Genomic DNA, 18,410 nt, shown 5'->3' on the forward strand with positions numbered 1-18,410 from the left:
ATGACGTTTCGCGCGACCATCCTGACGCTCTATCCCGAAATGTTTCCGGGCCATCTCGGCGCCTCGCTTTCCGGCAAGGCGCTCGAGCGTGGCCAGTGGTCGATCGAGCCGGTGCAGATCCGTGATTTCGCCGAGGACAAGCATCGCACTGTCGACGACACGCCGGCTGGCGGCGGCGCCGGCATGGTGCTGAAGCCGGATGTGCTCGCGCGCGCGATCGATCGTGTCTCGGAGAACGACGATCGGCCGCGATTGCTGATGAGCCCGCGTGGCCGACCGCTGACACAGGAGCGGGTGCGTGAACTCGCCGCCGGCCCCGGCGTCGTCATCGTTTGCGGACGCTTCGAAGGTGTCGATCAGCGGGTGATCGACGCCCGCGGCCTCGAAGAGGTTTCGATCGGCGACTATATTCTTTCGGGCGGCGAGCCGGCGGCCCTCACGCTGCTCGATGCCGTGGTGCGCATTCTGCCGGGTGTCATGGGCAACGAGCTTTCGGGTGTGCATGAGAGCTTCGAAGGCGGGCTGCTCGAGCATCCGCACTACACCCGCCCACAGGTCTTCGAAGGCCGCGAAATCCCGGCAGTGCTGACCTCGGGCAATCACGGCGCCATTGCCAAATGGCGCGAGGCGGAGGCGCGGCGGCTGACCGCCGAGCGCCGGCCCGATCTTCTTAATCAGCCCGTGAAGAAGTAATAGGCGGCAAGCAGCAGGCCGACGGCGACGACCAGCGCGCGGATGACCGCCTGCGGCACGCGTCTTGCTGCCCAGACGCCGCTGTAGCCGCCAAGGGCGGCCCCTGGCACCATGATTGCCGCGTGCAGCCAGGACACGACCCCGCCGGCGGCAAAGACGACGATGGCGATCGCGGCAATAACGATCGAGATGAAGTTCTTGAGCGCGTTCAGCCGGTGATAGCCGCCGCCGGTCGCAAGCCCCAGCACTGCCAGCATCATGATGCCCATGCCGGCGCCGAAGAAGCCGCCGTAAATGGAGGTGACGAACTGGGCGCCGATGCCGACCGGATTGATCGCATGCTCGTCGACGCGGGCCTTAGGCTTCAGGAGCGGCCCGGCAGCGAAGATCGCCGTTGCCGCCAGCAGCAGCCAGGGCACAAGCGCGCGGAAGGAGGCATTGGAGAGCGAGATGAGCAGCAGCGCGCCGGCCAGACCGCCAAGTGCGGAGATGACGCCGAGCAGGATCGCATAGCGCTTGTCGGCGCGGATCTCCTTGGCATAGGCGAGCGCCGAGGTGATGTAGCCTGGAAACTGGATGATCGACGAGGTCGCGTTGGCGACGATTGGCGAGAGACCGCCAAGCGTCATCGCCCCGAAGGTCAGGAACGTTCCGCCGCCGGCAATGGCATTGACGACGCCGGACAGGAAGCCGGCCGCAAACAGCATGAGTATTTCGAAGATGTTCATGGTCTCCCCCGACCCCTCATGCTCGGGATAGCCGGTGGTTGTGCCGGCCGCAAGTCCGTTGCATCGGGCAATCATCACGCGCGTGTTTGCGTATTTTCTGATAAATTCGGCTTTCCTGGCGCGGATGCCTTAGAAATTATGGCCTTCGGGGATGACAAGGCAGTGCGATTGGTGTAAGTGCCGGCCCGGTTCGGGTTCCATGCCCGCCGACCAAAACAAAGAATGGCGAATCCGCTCCTGCCGGTATCCGGCAAGACCTGAAGGCTGGCCCGACAGGTTCATCGAGAGCGCTCTGGCTGTTTCAGAAGAACTTGAAAGGTTAGACCGATGAACATCATCCAGCAGTTGGAAGCCGAACAGGCCGCCAAGATCGCCGCCAAGCGCACGCTCCCGGAATTCTCCGCAGGCGACACGCTCCGCGTCAACGTCCGCGTTGTCGAAGGCAACCGTACCCGCGTCCAGGCCTATGAAGGCGTTTGCATCGCTCGTTCGGGCGGCGGCATCAACGAAAGCTTCACCGTTCGCAAAATCTCCTACGGCGAAGGCGTCGAGCGCGTATTCCCGGTTTACTCTCCGCTCGTCGAGAGCGTCGAAGTGGTTCGCCGCGGTAAGGTCCGTCGCGCCAAGCTCTACTACCTGCGCGACCGTCGCGGTAAGTCGGCTCGTATCGTAGAGAACACCGGCACGCGCGCCCGCAAGCTGAACGAAGCCGAGCGTCAGGCGATTGCCGAGGAAAAGGCACGCATCGAGGCTGAAAAGGTTGCAGCAGCTCAGGCGCTCGCCGCCGAGAAGGCAGCAGCCGAAGCCGCCGAAGCAAAGGCAGCAGCCGAAGCCGCAGCAGAATAACATTTCAATCCCTAGGGATTGTTGGAAAGGCGGCCTCGGCCGCCTTTCTTTTTTGGTACTATCCGCTTGTCTTTTCGACGGAATTTGTGACATTTTCCGCTGCCACACTTTTCGGGAGCTCCTCCAATGACAATCCGTCGCCACGTGCTTGCGGGCATCGCAGCCGCACTTGCAGCACCTTTTGCGTTTTCTGCACCGGCGCTGGCCGCCGACCTGCCTGACCTCGGCGGCAAGACGGTCGTCGTCGTCACGGAGAACGCCTACCCGCCGCTGCAGTTTGTCGATCCGAAGTCCGGCGAAGCCAAGGGCTGGGAATACGACGCGATGAACGAGATCGCCAAGCGGTTGAATTTCAAGGTCGAATACCAGAACACCAGCTGGGACGCGATGATCCAAGCGGTGCATGACGATCAGTACCAGATCGGCATGACGGGCATCACCATCAAGGACGACCGTAAGGAAAAGGTCGACTTCTCGGATCCCTACATGCGCTCGCAGCAGTTCATGCTGGTGCGCAGCGACGAGGCCCGCTTCAACGATGGCAAGAGCTTCGGCGCCTTTGCCGACGGTCTCGTCGGCGCGCAGCCGGGTACCTCCCCGTTCTACACCGCCGTCTACGAAATGCTCGACGGCAACGAGCAGAACCCGCGCATCAAGCTGTTTGAGACCTTCGGCGCGACCGTTCAGGCGCTGAAGGCCGGCGACGTCGATGTGGTCCTGACCGATAGCGTCGCCGCCAAGGGCTATGTCGATTCCTCCGAAGGCAAGCTCAAGGTCGTCGGTGGGCCGCTCGGCACCGAGGATTTCGGCTTCATCTTCCCGAAGGGCTCGGATCTCGTGGCTCCGGTCAACGCCGCGATCAAGGCGCTGAAGGAAGACGGTACCTTCGACGCCCTCGATAAGAAGTGGTTCCTCGAATACAAGATGGGCGGCTGATAGCAGGCTATGGCCGCTCCACAATCTTCAGACATGTCCGGCAAGGGCGACTATCCCTGGTGGTTGGTCGCCCTTGTTGTGATCGCTGTGGCGCTCGCCGCCGTGATCATCAGCAATGACATCTTCTCGGAAGTCTTCACCGTCGTCTTCAAGGGCCTTGGCGTGACCGTCTTCGTGACCCTCATGGGCTTCGTGCTGGCGACGACGCTCGGCCTCGGCATCGCGCTGATGGCGCTCTCCGAGCACTCGTCCCTTCGGCAGATCGCCCGCTTCTATACGGAAGTCATCCGCGGCGTGCCGATCCTGGTGCTTCTGTTCTACATTGCCTTCGTCGGCGCGCCGGGGCTCGTCGTCGCGGCCAATTTCATCTCAGCACCGCTGATCAGCGCCGGCTGGATGGAGCCGGTTGTCGTGCGCGACATCTCATTGATGTGGCGGGCGATCCTGGCGCTGATGATCGGCTATTCTGCGTTCATCGCCGAAGTGTTCCGGGCGGGCATCCTCTCGGTAGACAAGGGGCAGGTCGAAGCCGCCAAGGCGCTCGGGCTTTCACGCTACCAGCGCTTTCGTCTCGTCATCTTTCCGCAGGCGATCCGCGTGATCCTGCCGCCGCTCGGCAACGACTTTATCGCCATGGTCAAGGACAGTTCGCTCGTCTCGGTGCTCGGCGTCGCCGACATCACGCAGATGGGCAAGGTATATGCCTCCGGCTCCTTTCGCTTCTTCGAGACCTATTCGATCGTTGCCTATGTCTATCTCGTGCTGACCATCGGTCTGTCGCTGGGATTGCGGGGGCTGGAGCGGCGGCTCAGGCGCGCGGAGCAGCGCTGAGTCCGTTTCCAGCAATTGCCGACCTGTCAGAAAATTGATATGAACACGGCCATGGAATCCAAATTCGGATGTAGCGAGCAGAAAATCGTCGTGCTGCAGGACCACAAGCGCCTGCCGGCACGCTTCTTTGCGCGCGTCCACGGGGCGCTTACAAGCCGCCTATCCTGATCTCCTGATCAGTGCTTCCGGCCGCCTTGCCGCCGGCTTTCCTACTTTTTTTGAAAACTCGATGGATATACCGCCATGAGCGCACCGCGTACCCTCTATGACAAGATCTGGGATGATCACCTGGTCAATGCACAGGACGACGGCACCTGTCTTCTCTACATCGACCGTCACCTCGTTCACGAAGTGACGAGTCCGCAGGCCTTCGAAGGTCTGCGCATGGCCGGCCGCAAGGTCCGTGCGCCTGAAAAGACGCTCGCTGTCGTCGACCACAATGTTCCGACTTCGGCCGACCGTCACCTCGGCATCAAGAACGAGGAAAGCCGCATCCAGGTCGAGGCGCTGGCCAAGAACGCCGCCGACTTCGGCGTCGAATACTACTCGGAAAACGACAAGCGCCAGGGCATCGTGCACATCGTCGGCCCCGAGCAGGGCTTCACCCTGCCGGGCATGACCATCGTGTGCGGTGACAGCCACACCTCGACACATGGCGCCTTCGGTTCGCTGGCCCACGGTATCGGCACGTCGGAAGTCGAGCACGTGCTCGCGACCCAGACGCTGATCCAGAAGAAGGCGAAGAACATGCTGGTGCGCGTCGACGGCCAGCTGCCGCCGGGCGTCACCGCCAAGGACATCATCCTGGCCATCATCGGCGAGATCGGCACTGCCGGCGGCACCGGCCACGTCATCGAGTTTGCCGGCGAAGCGATCCGCTCGCTGTCGATGGAAGGCCGCATGACCATCTGCAACATGACGATCGAAGGCGGCGCCCGCGCCGGCCTGATCGCGCCTGACGAAACGACGTTCGCCTATATCAAGGACAAGCCGCGCGCACCGAAGGGCAAGGCCTGGGACATGGCGCTCGACTACTGGAAGACGCTGCACACGGACGAGGGCGCGCATTACGATCGCGTCGTCGTGCTCGACGCCGCCAACCTGCCGCCGATCGTCTCCTGGGGCTCGTCGCCGGAAGACGTCATCTCGGTTCAGGGCATCGTTCCCAATCCGGATGAGATCCAGGAAGAGAACAAGCGGGCCTCCAAGTGGCGCGCGCTCGACTATATGGGCCTGAAGCCGGGCACGAAGATCACCGACATCGCCGTCGACCGCGTCTTCATCGGGTCGTGCACCAACGGCCGCATCGAGGACCTCCGGGCCGTGGCCGAGGTGGTCGAAGGCCGCAAGGTCGCCTCGACCGTTTCGGCGATGATCGTTCCGGGATCCGGCCTCGTGAAGGAACAGGCCGAGGCCGAAGGCCTCGACAAGATCTTCCGCGAAGCGGGCTTCGACTGGCGCGAGCCGGGCTGCTCCATGTGTCTGGCGATGAACGACGACCGGCTGAAGCCCGGCGAGCGTTGCGCCTCCACATCGAACCGCAACTTCGAGGGCCGTCAGGGCTTCAAGGGCCGCACGCATCTGGTCTCGCCGGCGATGGCGGCAGCCGCTGCGGTCGCGGGTCATTTCGTCGATATCCGCGAATGGAAATAGGCCGGGTCTGAGCTTTTCCGGCGTCAATGGCCGCCCTTCGGGGCGGCCTTTTTTATTTGGCGCTCTCCCCGCCCGCGCGCCTGAAATGGGTTAAGCTGTGCGGGCCGAGGCACCTTGGGGAGAATGATGGGATGAGCGACGATCTGCCTGTGCAACGCTACCGTCTGCTGCTGTTGCGCCATGCCAAGTCCGCCTGGCCGGACGGCATCGCCGACATCAACCGACCGCTCGGCGAACGAGGCCGCAAGGCGGCGCCACTGATGGGGGGCTATATGGCTCGGCATGCGCTCGTGCCGGATCTCGCCCTCGTCTCGACCGCGAAACGGGCGCAGGAGACCTGGACACTGGTAGCCGCTGCCTTGCCGCCCGGCATCACGGTCGAAAACACCCGGGCGATCTATGAGGTGGAGGCCGCCCAGATCCTCAGCGTGCTTCGTGCAACCGACCCGGCCATCAGGACGCTGCTGATCGTCGGCCACAATCCCGGCATGGAGGACCTGGCGCATGAACTCGTCGGCTCCGGCGATGCGGATCTGCGTATGCGCATGGCGGACAAGTTTCCGACGGCGGCGCTTGCCGTCCTTGAATTCGAAGCGACTGGCTGGCGTGAGCTTCTGTCCGGCGGGGCCAGGCTCGCGCGCTTCGTGACGCCGCGTTCGCTCGATTGAGCCGATCGGACGTCGAGGTCAGATTACCTTCACGACGGTGCCGCGGCGCATATGCGGGATCAGCCGACGCATCGCCGGCAGGCTGACGGCGACGCAGCCCTGCGTCGGCTCGTAGCCCGGCCGGATCAGGTGAAAGAAGATCGCCGAACCGGCATTTCGCCGGCGCGCGAGCAGGTTCCAGTCCATCACCAGGCAGATGTCGTAGAGCCCGTCGTCACGCATCAACTTCTCATGGCTCGGCTGGAAGGGTGCCTTGACCGGGCGATTGTAGAGCGCGTGGCGTGTCGCGTCGCACCACAGCATGCCCGTGCGCGTCGTCCGGGTCGGCAGCGGCGTCGGCGGCAGGAGGAGGCGGTCGCGCCTGACATAGCCGCCGATCAGCTTCATCGCGGCGCGTGGCGTGGCGCCATCGCCCTCGCGCTTCAGGCTGGTAATGCCACTTCGCCCGATGGCGGCGTGCTCGACGCGGCCGTCGAACGAGACAAGCGCTCGCTTGCGATCGCGCGGTGCGGCGCGCACGGTGATGACAGATTTGGCTGGTCTTCTTCCCGACGTTTTCTTGAGCATCATTCTCACGGATTTTTGCTTTGCCCGTGATTTGGGGGGCACCATAAGCACGGTTACGGATATAAAGAGGTAGCAACGCTGGTTCGCTTGCCAACACAGGCATTTGAGCTAGTTTGAAAACGGAAGCAAACAGGAATTGTCCCATGGCGACCCGTACCATTCTTCTTGTCGATGACGACAATGACCTGCGCGAGACCCTGGTCGAGCAGCTCTCGCTCTACGAGGAATTCGACCTCATCCAGGAAGCGACTGCCGGCAAGGGCATCCAGACGGCGCGTGCCCAGCAGGTGGACCTGTTGATCATGGATGTCGGCCTGCCGGACATGGACGGTCGCGAAGCGGTGAAGCTGCTGCGCAAGGGCGGCTTCAAGGCGCCGATCATCATGCTGACCGGCCACGACACCGACTCCGATACGATTCTCGGCCTTGAGGCCGGCGCCAACGACTATGTGACGAAGCCGTTCCGTTTCGCCGTACTGCTCGCCCGCATCCGCGCGCAGCTGCGCCAGCACGAGCAGAGCGAGGACGCAACCTTCAGCGTCGGGCCCTACACGTTCAAGCCGAGCCAGAAGCTGCTGACGCTCGAAAACGGCCAGAAGATCCGGCTTACCGAAAAGGAAGCGGCGATCATCCGCTATCTCTACCGCGCCGACCAGAAGGTGGTGACGCGCGACGTGCTCTTGGAAGAAGTCTGGGGCTACAATTCCGGCGTGACCACCCACACGCTCGAAACCCACGTCTATCGTCTGCGCCAGAAAATCGAGCGGGACCCTTCCAATGCCGAGATTTTGGTGACAGAGAACGGCGGCTACAAGATCGTTCCGTAGCCGGGGTGCGCAGGGTGGCAAACCACTTCTCGCGCGTTCTCCGTAGACTGTTGTTTGCATGGGTCGCGTGCGCGATCCGGTCCATCGGGACCGGCACTGGCGTGACCGTGGGAGGTTAGCCGCTTGGCGCTCAACGACGATATCGTGCTTCTGTCCAACGTGCCGCTGTTTGCCGATATCAGCGAGGACAAGCTGAGGCTGATCGCCTTCGGCGCGGAGCGGCGCCGCATCTTCAAGGGACAGGAGCTGTTTCGCGAGGGGGCGCCGGCCGATTGCGCCTATGCGATCGCCAGCGGCAGCTTGTCCCTGTCGAAGGCCGGTTTCGACGGTTCTGAGACGACGGTCTCGACCGTCAGTCGCGGAGCGCTTCTGTCGGAACTGGCGCTGATCTCGATGGTCGAGCGTAAGTTCACGGCAACGGCCGAGGAAGACAGCGAAGTCATTCGCATCAATCGGCCGCTCTTCCGCCGCATGCTGGAGGAATATCCTGAAGTGGCCGAGCTCGTCGAAGCGCGCATCCGCGAAAACCTGCAGGCGATGATCCGCCGGGCCGGCGCGCTCGCCGGCCGTTTTGCTTGAACCGCGCTACGGTTTCTCGCTACCACCGATATTTCAGCGAACCGAGCACGGTGCGGCCCTGGCCGAAATAGCAGTAGCCATCGGTGCAGACCTCTTCGCGGCGGTCGCCGAGATTGGTAGCGCTGACGGCGAGCGACAGTCCGTCGAGTTCGGGGTTCTTGACGCCGAAGTCGTAGGCGATCGAGGCGTCGAAGTAGACGGCGCCGCCGTTCTTGGCGGTGTTGGCATCGGACGTGTAGGAGCTTGACGCCAGCCGTACGCCGCCGCCGAGGCTGAGGCCCGCAAGCTGCGTGTCTTCGGGCAAAAGATAGTTCACCCACAGCGATGCGACATGGCGCGGCTTCGTCGACGGCACGTTACCGATCAGCGACGGATCGACGTTTCCGGTGATTTCAGCGTCGTTGTAGTTGTAGGCGGCGATGAAGCTCAGGCCGTTGTCGAACTCCCGGCGTCCTTCCACCTCGAAACCATTGGTCGTCACCTCGCCGGCCGACTTGTAGTAGTAGCCGACGGGAAGGGACGGGTCGGACACGTATTGCGGCGCGCCGCTTTCGACGATCCGGTAATAGGCCGCGCTCAGTGAATAGGCTTCGCCTTCCGGATGGTACTTCACGCCCAGTTCGACCTGCTCGCCGGTCGTCGGATCGAGCACGCGGCCATCAGCCGAAAGCTCTGTGCGCGGCACGAAGGAGGTGCTGTAGCTGGCATAGGGCGCGATGCCGTTGTCGAAGAGGTGGAGCAGGCCGGCCTGTCCGGTGAGCTCGCCATCGTCCTTGCGATCGACGACGCCGGTGTTTTTGTTGGTGCTGGTCTGGTCGACCCAGTCGTAGCGAAGGCCACCAACGGCGCGCCAGTTGCCTACCTCCAGCTGATCCTGGACATAGATGCCCGTCTGCCGCAGGTCCCGCCCGCTGAAGCTGGTAAGCGCTGGCGTCGGACCGCCGACGCCGAAGGTCGGGTTGTTGAGATCGAAGCGATATGCCGGATCGACGGCGCCGAAACCGAGGCCGAAGTCCGAGGTGATCCAGGTGTAGTCGAGGCCGGTCAGCAGCGTGTGCGAGACCGCCCCGGTGTCAAAGGTCGCCTGGAGCTGATTGTCGATCTGGTAGGCGCGCTGGTCGTCCTTGATGGCGACGGGTGAGCGGTCAAAGACGCCGGGCGCGACCTCGGTTCCGAACTGCAGGTAACGGGCCTTGAGGTCCAGATCGCTGACGCGGCCGTGCTGGCGGAAGGTCAGGCCGTTGTCGAACTCGTGGTCGAACTTGTAACCGGCCTGGACCTGCCCGACCTTCTGGTAGTCATAGTCCGGGTCGCTGTAGCGCAGCAACCGGCCGTCATGCTCGAGCACCCGCGGGCTGGCGTCGCTTTCGCCCTTCTGCCCCAAGCCGTAGACCGTCAGCGACGTGCCTTCGTCCGGCTTCCAGGTGAAGGAGGGCTGCAGCAGGTAACGATCGTCGGCAACGTCGTAGTTGGTCTCGCCGTTTCGCAGAAGCCCGACGATGCGATAGAGGACGTCGCCGTCAGCCGTTACCGGCCCGCCGACATCGAAGGCGGCCTGGGCGCGACCGATCGTGCCATATTGCAGCTCGACCTCGCGGTGGGGCTCCTCCTCGGGCATCTTCGAGATGCGGTTGACGATGCCGCCGGCGCCGGCAGCACCGTACATGACCGAGACCGGACCTTTCAGGATCTCGATCCGCTCGAGGCCGTAGACCTCCGTCGGGAAGGTGCCGTAGTTCATGTAGGGCTGGCGCAGGCCGTCACGGAAATCGCCGGTCGTCGTCGTCTCGAAGCCGCGGATATAGATCTGGTCGAAACGCGGATCGAAGCCGAAGGCGCCGGTCGTGACGCCGGCGGCATAACGCGTTGCCTGGATCATGTCCTGCACGCCGCGTTCTTCGAGCTCCTTGCGCGTGACCACCGAGACCGAGCGGGGCGTTTCGATCAGCGGCGTGTCGGTCTTCAGCGCCGAGACGTTGCGTGTCGGCACGATCGTGTCGTTATCCTCGGCGATCGTCGCAGCTGCCTTGCCGGCCGTCGCTTCGATCTTTTCCAGACGGGTGGTCTTCTGGCTTTCGGCCGATTGCGCATGGGTCGCTGTCGGCGAAAGGATCACGGCGACAGCGCTTGCGGCGAGCACGGTGGTTGCGGACAGCGCGCGGCGCGAGGCGCGCAGGAAGGTGGTCGGCAAGGTCTTTGGCATCTCTGGCCCTCTTGCGGGCGCACGAAAACCCTCCGGCCAAAGCCAGAGCAAAGCACCCGAATATCAGTGAAAACGACGGCTGAGCGGCCATCGGAGGCGGTGTCCCCGCCGCCCGACAAGAGGGATAATCCGTTTGGAAATGCGCATCAAGAAAAATATGATTCTTTTAGTCATGTTTTTCTTGATGGAACAGCGGGCGCCGAAGGCGCGTGCCGCCGCCCAGAAAATGACGTCCTAGATGTCGAAGTGCGCGATGACGGGCACGTGGTCTGAGGGGCGCTCCCAGCCGCGGGCTTCGCGCAGGATATCGACGTTCTTGAGCGCCGGCGCGAGGTCGGCGGACGACCAGATATGGTCGAGTCGGCGGCCACGGTCGGCAGCTTCCCAGTCCTTCGCCCGGTAGCTCCACCAGGTGTAGAGCTTGGTCGGGGATGGCGTGTGCTGGCGCATCAGGTCGACCCAGCCGCCGCCGTTCATGACCGTGGTCAGCCCCTCGGTTTCGATCGGCGTATGGCTGACGATCTTCAGGAGCTGTTTGTGCGACCAGACGTCGTCTTCCAGCGGCGCGATATTGAGGTCGCCGACGAGGATCGAGGAAATGCCGGCCTCGGCTTCGGCGTGCAGCAGCTTCATCTCCTCGACGAAATCGAGCTTGTGGCCGAATTTCGGATTGATGGTGCGGTCCGGCTCGTCGCCGCCGGCAGGCACGTAGAAATTATGCAGCCGGATCTTCTTGCCGCCGGCCTCGAAAACGACCGAGAGATGGCGGGCGTCGCCGATGCCGCAATAGTCGCGGCGATCGCTAAGCTCATGCAGCGGCAGGCGCGAGATCGTCGCCACGCCGTGATAGCCCTTCTGGCCGTGCATCTCGATATGATTGTAGCCGAGCGCCTTCAGGGGCTTGGACGGAAACTGGTCGTTCGGGCACTTGGTTTCCTGCAGGCAGAGGATGTCAGGCTGCCAGGTCTGCAGCAGATGTTCGACCAGCGGCATGCGCAGGCGAACGGAGTTGATGTTCCAAGTGGCGACGGAAAGGGCCATGCGTCATTCCCTGATCGGCTGGGGCCGGACGCTCGCGAAGGGAAGGCCGGCTCGGGATGGATGTTTGACCCGAGCTTTAAGCAGGTCCGGTGCGCCGGGACAAGGAATGCCTGAACGAGGCCGCACTAAAAACCGCGCGTCCTATGGACGCGCGAAGGCCGGCTTGGCGCGTGATGTCGCTCAGCCGCCGCGCTTGTTGCGGACCTCGTCATAGGGGATCTGGAAGACCTTGTCGTCCAGCGCCATACCGGTCTTGACATTGAAGATCATGACCGAGGTGTCCTTCTTCTGCGCGTCGGTGATGGTCCACTGGCGCAGATCGTAGGTCTTCGGGTCGAACATCATGGTGATGGTCGAATCGCCGAAGATCGAACGGTCGCCAAGCACGATGGTGATGAGGTCGGACTCTTCCTTGACGTCGCGCACCATCTTGCCGGTCAGGTCGATCCTCTCGCTGAGCAGCAGGTTGAGCGGAGTCTTCGACAGCGGATAGATGTCCCAGGTCTTGAGCTTCATGTTGCCGATGACGACGGACTTGCCGTCGGCGATGACGCGCATCGGCGAGGGGGCCTCGTAGTTGAAGCGGATGCGGCCGGGGCGGCGGATATAGAATTTGCCGCCGGTCTGCTCGCCGCGCGGGCCGAACTGGACGAATTCGCCGGCCATGGTCTTCACCGAGGAGAAATGGTCGGCGATCTTCTGGGCAGCGCTCGGGGCCTGGGCAAAGGCCTGGCCGAGGTCGAGACCGGTGCCGCCGATGCCGCCAAGTGCCGCAAGCCCGCACACGAAGAGGCGGCGCGACATCACCGGGTGGTTGCGCTCGCCAGTCTTAGTCTCTGTCATCTCGGTCTCCTTCATTTACGAATCATCTGGAGCGCAAGTGCGGCGCCTTCAAGGCGCCATTTTCGAGCTTTTTCGCTCGCGCTCTCACATGACTGTTACCGGTTTGACCCTTTATGCAGGGCCTCTGCCCGCATCCGCCGGGCGTCTTTTCTATCAATGCATTCGCCTCACGCGAATCTGCGGGAATTGCCCTGTCGTCCGGTGACTTACTCTTCGGTCGGAACGAGGATCTCGCGTTTGCCGGCGTGGTTCGCCGGGCCGATGATGCCTTCCTGCTCCATGCGCTCGATCAGCGATGCGGCACGATTGTAACCGATCCCGAGGCGACGCTGCACGTAGGAAGTCGAGGCCTTGCCGTCGCGCAGGACGACCGCAACCGCCTGGTCGTAAGGATCGTCGGAATCGGCGAGATTGGAGGTGCCGGCCGGGCCGCCGCCCTCGCCATCCTCGTCGTCATCCTCGGTGATGGCATCGAGATATTGCGGTACGCCTTGCGTCTTCAGGTAGGCGACGACCTCTTCGACCTCGGTGTCGGAGACGAAGGGGCCGTGGACGCGCTGGATGCGGCCGCCGCCGGCCATGTAGAGCATGTCGCCCATGCCGAGCAGCTGTTCGGCGCCCTGTTCGCCAAGGATGGTGCGGCTGTCGATCTTCGAGGTCACCTGGAACGAGATGCGGGTCGGGAAGTTGGCCTTGATCGTGCCGGTGATGACGTCGACCGAGGGGCGCTGCGTCGCCATGATGACATGGATGCCGGCGGCGCGGGCCATCTGGGCGAGCCGCTGCACGGCGCCCTCGATGTCCTTGCCGGCGACCATCATCAGGTCGGCCATTTCGTCGATGATGACGACGATGTAGGGCATCGGCGCCAGATCGAATTCTTCCGTCTCGTACATGGCTTCGCCGGTCTGGCGGTCGAAGCCGGTCTGCACCGTGCGGGTGATCTGTTCGCCCTTGGCAAGCGCCTGCTCGACGCGGCTGTTGAAGCCGTCGATGTTGCGCACGCCGATCTTCGACATCTTCTTGTAGCGCTCTTCCATCTCGCGCACCGTCCACTTCAGTGCGACGACCGCCTTCTTGGGGTCGGTCACAACCGGCGAAAGCAGGTGTGGGATGCCGTCATAGACGGAAAGTTCGAGCATCTTCGGGTCGATCATGATCAGGCGGCACTGATCGGGGCTCAGCCGATAGAGCAGCGACAGGATCATGGTATTGATCGCGACCGATTTGCCCGAACCGGTGGTGCCGGCGACGAGCAGATGCGGCATCTTGGCGAGATCGGCGACGACGGGCTCGCCGCCGATCGTCTTGCCGAGCGCCATGGCAAGGCGGGCCTTGGAGGTCTCGAAATCGCGCGAGCCGATGAGTTCGCGCAGATAGACGGTTTCGCGCCGCTGGTTCGGCAGTTCGATGCCGATGGCGTTGCGGCCGGGAACGACGGCGACGCGAGCCGCGATCGCGCTCATCGAGCGGGCGATATCGTCGGCAAGGCCGATGACGCGAGAGGACTTGATGCCCGGTGCCGGTTCCAGTTCGTAGAGGGTAACGACCGGGCCGGGGCGAACATGGATGATCTCGCCCTTGACACCGAAATCTTCAAGCACGCCTTCGAGCATGCGGGCGTTCTGCTCCAGCGCATCGGGCGAGAGCGAGGCGTCGCGGCCGACGTTTTTCGGCTCGGCAAGGAAATGCATCGGCGGCAGCGTGAAGTCGCCATCGTTGTCGTCGACGAAGGAGCGCTGGGCTTCGCGCTCGACGCGCTGGCCCGTCTTCGGGCGAGGAGCAGGCGTCGAAACGCGCGAGCCGCCCTTGGGCAGGCCCTGCTTCGGCGGTGCCGCCTTCGGCGCCCAGTCGGCGGCTGCATCGTAGTCTTCGTCGTCAGGCAGAATGCCGGCGGGGCGGCGCTCGTCGATGTCGAAGGGCAGGTCGTCATCCTCGTCGTCGGCCATGATCGGCGGCGGGGTGAGGATGCGGCGCTCGGAGCGGTCGAGCGAGGGCTCGATGCGGTCGCCGGCGGCCATCGGCTTCGGCCGGGCGGGCTCGTTCAGCGTGCCGAACTCGTCGTTGTTGAAATCATAGGGTTCGTCGTACTGGCGCTTGGGCGTGGCGCGGGTGCCGCTCATGCCGAAAATGCGGCGCATGCGCGCGTGCATGGTGTAGCGCATATGGGCAAAAGAGCCCATCAGCAGGGTGAAGGGACCTTCGCTGTCGTCCTCGTCCAGTTCGTCGCGCACGGTGCGCGCCTTGCTCGGCGTCGGCTCGGCAATTTCCTCTTCCTCCTCCTCGTCGCTGACGCCGATCAGGCCGGCGCTATAGACCAGGCACCAGGCGGCGGGGACGGCGAAGATGCAGGCAAGAATGGTCGCAAGCGTGCCGGTCGGGAAGGCGCCGGTAAAGAGCGCGGGGAAGCGCAGGATCATGTCGCCGAAGACGCCTCCAAGGCCGTTGGGCAGCGGCCAGGTGATGGGGGCGGGAACACAGCTGAGTGCTGCGCCGGCTAGGACGGAACCGACGAACCAGAGGCCGAGGCGCTTGAAGACCTTGTCGAAACGTTTGCCGCCGATCAGCACCAGGGCCCAGGCTACGGCCGGCAGGAGGGCGACGACGCTGGCTAGCCCGAAGAACTGCATGAAGATGTCGGCAAAGGCAGCACCCGTGTAACCGAGCACGTTGGTCGGCGCTTGTGACGTGGCGTAGGAGAAGCTGGGATCGGCGACGTTCCACGTCGAGAGCGCTGCGACGGCCAGCGCCAATGCGCCGAACAGCGCAAAGCCCGCCAGCGACGCGATCTGTCGCCAAACGAAGGTGGTTAGCACGAACCGGTTGGAACGGCTGTCAAGCGCTGCCGGATTGCTTCTGCTCATGTTGCCTGCTGCCCGTCTCGATCTTCACGGCGCATTGCGCGCCATGGAATCAACCTAAGCGGTGTACGGTTAATGCGACATTAACCATGCGTAGTTGGCGCTAAAATAGCAGTCGCAGCCGGACCGATCGGCACGAAAAAAGGCCCGGAGCTTCCGATCCGGGCCAAGGGCGATCCGCGTGGGGCGGATCGCGACGGGACTGTAGGCGGCGCCGAATTGCCGGCGCCGCGATCCGCTTAGCTGTGGTAGGCGGCTTCACCGTGCGACGAGAGGTCGAGGCCCTCGCGTTCGGCTTCGACGGAGACGCGCAGGCCGACGATCGAGTCCACCAGCTTGTAGAGGATGACGGAGACGACGCCGCACCAGACGATGGTGATGGCAACCGCGGTCAGCTGGGTCATGAACTGGCCGCCCATGGTGACGCCGTCGGCATAACCGATGCCGCCGAGCGACGAGGAGGCGAAGATGCCGGTGGCAAGCGCACCGAAGAAGCCGCCGACGCCGTGGACGCCGAAGACGTCTGCCGTGTCGTCATAGTGGAACTTGTTCTTCACGACAGAGACGAAGAAGTAGCAGAGCGGCGAGACGAGCACGCCCATGACGATCGCGCCCATCGGGCCGGCAATGCCGGCGGCGGGCGTGATGGCGACGAGACCGGCGATCATGCCCGAGGCGGCGCCCAGCATCGAGGCCTTGCCGCGGGTGAAGGTTTCGACGGCCGACCAGGAGAGAATGGCGGCTGCGGTTGCAAGGAAGGTGTTGACGGTCGCGAGCATGGCGCCGCCCGAGGCTTCGAGGTTTGAGCCGGCGTTGAAGCCGAACCAGCCGAACCAGAGCATGGCAGCACCAACCAGCGTCAGCGTCATCGAGTGCGGTGCCATCATGTCGCGGCCGTAGCCGGTGCGCTTGCCGACCATGATCGCGCCGATCAGGCCAGCAACGCCGGCATTGATGTGAACGACGGTGCCGCCGGCGAAGTCAAGCGCGCCCATGCCGAAGAGCAGGCCGTTGCCGTCCCAGACCATGTGGGCGATCGGGAAGTAGACGAAGGTCGCCCAGAGCACCGAGAAGAGCACGGCTGCGGAGAACTTGATGCGCTCGGCAAAGGCGCCGACGATCAGCGCCGGGGTCAGTGCCGCGAAGGTCATCTGGAACAGCATGAAGATGTATTCCGGAATGACGACGCCTTCCGAGAAGGTGGCCGACGTGCTCTCAGTGGTGACGCCGGCGAGGAACATCTTGGCGAAGCCGCCGAAATAAGGGCTGGTCGAGCCGCCGAAGGCGAAGGAGTAACCGTAGACGACCCAGACGATCATCATCGTCGCGCCGATCACGGTGCACTGCATGAGCACCGAGAGCATGTTCTTGGCGCGCACCAGGCCGCCGTAGAACAGCGCGAGGCCCGGGATCAGCATGAAGAAGACGAGAAGCGTCGAGATGAACATGAAGGCGGTATCGGCCTTGTCCGGCACCGGTACAGCTGCGGCCGCCGCCGGTGCCGCTTCCTGCGCGAAGGCCACGGCCGGCGCAAGCAGGGCGGCGGTCATTGCGCCCAGGCGTCCAAGAGAGGTGGAAAGCTTAAGTGATGACATCGAGGTAGTGCTCCCTGAACGGCGTGGTTTACAACGCTTCTGAATCGGTTTCGCCGGTGCGGATGCGCACCGCATGGTCAATGGCGTAGACGAAGATCTTTCCGTCGCCGATCTGGCCGGTCTTGGCGGCTGCGGCGATCGCTTCGACGGCCTTGTCGACGAGTTCTGAAGGAACGGCGATCTCGACCTTCAGTTTCGGCAGGAAGCTCACGGCATATTCGGTACCGCGGTAGATTTCGGTATGTCCCTTCTGGCGGCCGTAGCCTTTGACTTCGGTCACGGTCAGGCCCTGGATGCCGACAGCAGTGAGGGCTTCGCGAACCTCATCGAGCTTGAACGGCTTGATAATGGCCATCACAATTTTCATCTGGTTTCATCCTTGTTCGCCTCCGGCGGAGGCCGTCTCTCCTTGCTGCGGAGCGCCAGAGCGCCGTGCAACCGAACCATGACATTCAAGGGGCGTGCCAGATTCTGACGCTCGACTTAAGGTAATGAAAACAAATAGAAAAAAAGAAAGCCGCAGCACGATTGCTGCGGCGCATCAAAAAATCGTCACTTTAGAAGATTAAAAAATAGGCAGATCGAAGATTCTGCTTATTTCCTATTCAGATGCCTTTTTCCGGATCAACCCTTCCTGGGCGACGGAGGCGATCAGCACACCGGAACGCGTAAAAAGGCTGCCTCTGGTCATCCCGCGGGCACCATGCGCACTCGGGCTATCCTGGGTATAGAGCAGCCAGTCGTCCATCTTGCAGGGGCGGTGGAACCACATGGCGTGATCCAGGCTCGCCACCTGCAGGTTCCGGTCGAAGACCGAAGTGCCGTGCGCATAGAGCGAGGTGTCGAGCAGGGTCATGTCGGAGAGATAGGCAAGGATCGCTGCCTGGATATGGCGCTCGTCCGGAACCGTGCCGACGGCCTTGACCCAGACATCCTGGATCGGCTTGCCGTCGTTGCGGGTAAAATAGTGCTGCAGCGACGCCGGCCGGATCTCGATCGGCCGCGGCCTTTCCCAATAGCGCCGGATTGCTTCGGGCGCGTGGACGAGAAACTTCTCTTTGAGTTCCTGTTCGCCCGGAAGCGTCTCGGGCATGGCGAGATCAGGCATGTCGATCTGGTGGTCGAAACCGTCCTCGTCATACTGGAAAGAGGCGGACATCGAGAAGATCGCCTTGCCGTGCTGGATGGCGACCACCCGCCTGGTGGCGAAGCTCGAACCGTCGCGGATGCGGTCGACTTCATAGATGATAGGTACGGAAGGATCGCCCGGCCGCATGAAATAGGCGTGCAGCGAATGCACGTAACGCCCCTCATCAACGGTTCGCTGCGCGGCGACCAGCGCTTGGCCGATCACCTGGCCGCCGAAGACGCGCTGCCAGCCGACCTGCGGGCTACGGCCGCGGAACAGGTTTTCCTCGAGCTTTTCGAGATCGAGAATGGCCAACAGCGCATCCATGGGCGTGGAGGTCTCGGTGGGGCGCGACATTTCGGCTTTCTCCGATGGTAGGAACGTCGATGGCATTGATCTATATAGACATA

The 18,410-nt window shown here is 63.2% G+C and carries 17 protein-coding genes; 8 read left to right on the plus strand and 9 right to left on the minus strand.

Annotated features, from left to right (window positions below; translation table 11 throughout):
- A complete protein-coding gene (trmD, locus tag ASE71_RS13145) occupies nucleotides 1-693 on the plus strand; it encodes a tRNA (guanosine(37)-N1)-methyltransferase TrmD (protein ID WP_060521572.1) in 693 nt (230 codons plus the stop codon).
- Here trmD and ASE71_RS13150 read toward each other — a convergent pair.
- The gene (locus tag ASE71_RS13150) at nucleotides 675-1,421 is read right to left on the minus strand and encodes a sulfite exporter TauE/SafE family protein (protein ID WP_060521571.1); all 747 of its coding nucleotides are present in this window, start codon (nucleotides 1,419-1,421) and stop codon (nucleotides 675-677) included. The two genes, trmD and ASE71_RS13150, sit on opposite strands and share 19 nt — an antisense overlap.
- Nucleotides 1,422-1,748: 327 nt before the next feature.
- Here ASE71_RS13150 and rplS point away from each other — a divergent pair, with 327 nt between their 5' ends.
- The 5 genes from rplS (at nucleotide 1,749) to ASE71_RS13175 (ending at nucleotide 6,355) form a co-directional block, all read left to right on the plus strand.
- Nucleotides 1,749-2,267: a 50S ribosomal protein L19 gene (gene rplS, locus ASE71_RS13155; protein WP_043625625.1), complete on the plus strand. Its 519-nt coding sequence runs from the start codon at nucleotides 1,749-1,751 to the stop codon at nucleotides 2,265-2,267.
- Nucleotides 2,268-2,393: 126 nt separating this feature from the next.
- The gene (locus ASE71_RS13160; RefSeq protein ID WP_060521451.1) at nucleotides 2,394-3,203 is read left to right on the plus strand and encodes a transporter substrate-binding domain-containing protein; all 810 of its coding nucleotides are present in this window, start codon (nucleotides 2,394-2,396) and stop codon (nucleotides 3,201-3,203) included.
- Between the two features lie 9 nt (nucleotides 3,204-3,212).
- Nucleotides 3,213-4,034, plus strand: coding sequence for an amino acid ABC transporter permease (locus ASE71_RS13165; RefSeq protein ID WP_060521450.1), 822 nt, complete (start codon nucleotides 3,213-3,215; stop codon nucleotides 4,032-4,034).
- Nucleotides 4,035-4,277: 243 nt separating this feature from the next.
- The gene (gene leuC / locus ASE71_RS13170) at nucleotides 4,278-5,687 is read left to right on the plus strand and encodes a 3-isopropylmalate dehydratase large subunit (RefSeq protein ID WP_060521449.1); all 1,410 of its coding nucleotides are present in this window, start codon (nucleotides 4,278-4,280) and stop codon (nucleotides 5,685-5,687) included.
- A 131-nt stretch (nucleotides 5,688-5,818) separates the two neighbouring features.
- Nucleotides 5,819-6,355, plus strand: coding sequence for a SixA phosphatase family protein (locus ASE71_RS13175; protein ID WP_060521448.1), 537 nt, complete (start codon nucleotides 5,819-5,821; stop codon nucleotides 6,353-6,355).
- 18 nt (nucleotides 6,356-6,373) lie between these two features.
- Here ASE71_RS13175 and ASE71_RS13180 read toward each other — a convergent pair whose 3' ends face one another.
- Complete coding sequence (locus tag ASE71_RS13180; RefSeq protein ID WP_060521570.1) at nucleotides 6,374-6,922, minus strand: L,D-transpeptidase family protein; 549 nt, start codon at nucleotides 6,920-6,922, stop codon at nucleotides 6,374-6,376.
- A gap of 143 nt (nucleotides 6,923-7,065) precedes the next feature.
- Here ASE71_RS13180 and ASE71_RS13185 point away from each other — a divergent pair, with 143 nt between their 5' ends.
- Both ASE71_RS13185 and ASE71_RS13190 read left to right on the plus strand, forming a co-directional pair.
- Nucleotides 7,066-7,749: a response regulator transcription factor gene (locus tag ASE71_RS13185; protein ID WP_034802783.1), complete on the plus strand. Its 684-nt coding sequence runs from the start codon at nucleotides 7,066-7,068 to the stop codon at nucleotides 7,747-7,749.
- 123 nt (nucleotides 7,750-7,872) lie between these two features.
- A complete protein-coding gene (locus tag ASE71_RS13190; RefSeq protein WP_034802780.1) occupies nucleotides 7,873-8,328 on the plus strand; it encodes a cyclic nucleotide-binding domain-containing protein in 456 nt (151 codons plus the stop codon).
- A gap of 19 nt (nucleotides 8,329-8,347) precedes the next feature.
- On the opposite strand, the gene ASE71_RS13195 is transcribed toward ASE71_RS13190, so the two are convergent.
- From ASE71_RS13195 to tesB, 7 genes are all read right to left on the minus strand, one after another.
- Nucleotides 8,348-10,531: a TonB-dependent siderophore receptor gene (locus ASE71_RS13195; RefSeq protein ID WP_060521447.1), complete on the minus strand. Its 2,184-nt coding sequence runs from the start codon at nucleotides 10,529-10,531 to the stop codon at nucleotides 8,348-8,350.
- A 234-nt stretch (nucleotides 10,532-10,765) separates the two neighbouring features.
- Nucleotides 10,766-11,572, minus strand: coding sequence for an exodeoxyribonuclease III (locus ASE71_RS13200; protein WP_034802774.1), 807 nt, complete (start codon nucleotides 11,570-11,572; stop codon nucleotides 10,766-10,768).
- A gap of 180 nt (nucleotides 11,573-11,752) precedes the next feature.
- A complete protein-coding gene (locus ASE71_RS13205; protein WP_034803111.1) occupies nucleotides 11,753-12,415 on the minus strand; it encodes an outer membrane lipoprotein carrier protein LolA in 663 nt (220 codons plus the stop codon).
- A gap of 206 nt (nucleotides 12,416-12,621) precedes the next feature.
- Complete coding sequence (locus ASE71_RS13210) at nucleotides 12,622-15,279, minus strand: FtsK/SpoIIIE family DNA translocase (RefSeq protein WP_034802771.1); 2,658 nt, start codon at nucleotides 15,277-15,279, stop codon at nucleotides 12,622-12,624.
- A 236-nt stretch (nucleotides 15,280-15,515) separates the two neighbouring features.
- The gene (locus ASE71_RS13215; protein WP_034802768.1) at nucleotides 15,516-16,871 is read right to left on the minus strand and encodes an ammonium transporter; all 1,356 of its coding nucleotides are present in this window, start codon (nucleotides 16,869-16,871) and stop codon (nucleotides 15,516-15,518) included.
- Between the two features lie 28 nt (nucleotides 16,872-16,899).
- On the minus strand, nucleotides 16,900-17,238 hold the full coding sequence (locus ASE71_RS13220; RefSeq protein WP_034802765.1) for a P-II family nitrogen regulator: 339 nt from the start codon (nucleotides 17,236-17,238) through the stop codon (nucleotides 16,900-16,902).
- Between the two features lie 234 nt (nucleotides 17,239-17,472).
- Nucleotides 17,473-18,357 carry an acyl-CoA thioesterase II gene (gene tesB / locus ASE71_RS13225; RefSeq protein WP_060521446.1) on the minus strand — a complete coding sequence of 295 codons (885 nt, stop codon included), beginning with the start codon at nucleotides 18,355-18,357 and terminating at the stop codon, nucleotides 17,473-17,475.
- Between the last annotated feature and the right edge of the window lie 53 nt (nucleotides 18,358-18,410).

Origin of the sequence: Ensifer sp. Root954 (assembly GCF_001429005.1) — a bacterium.
Taxonomy (GTDB): domain Bacteria; phylum Pseudomonadota; class Alphaproteobacteria; order Rhizobiales; family Rhizobiaceae; genus Ensifer; species Ensifer adhaerens.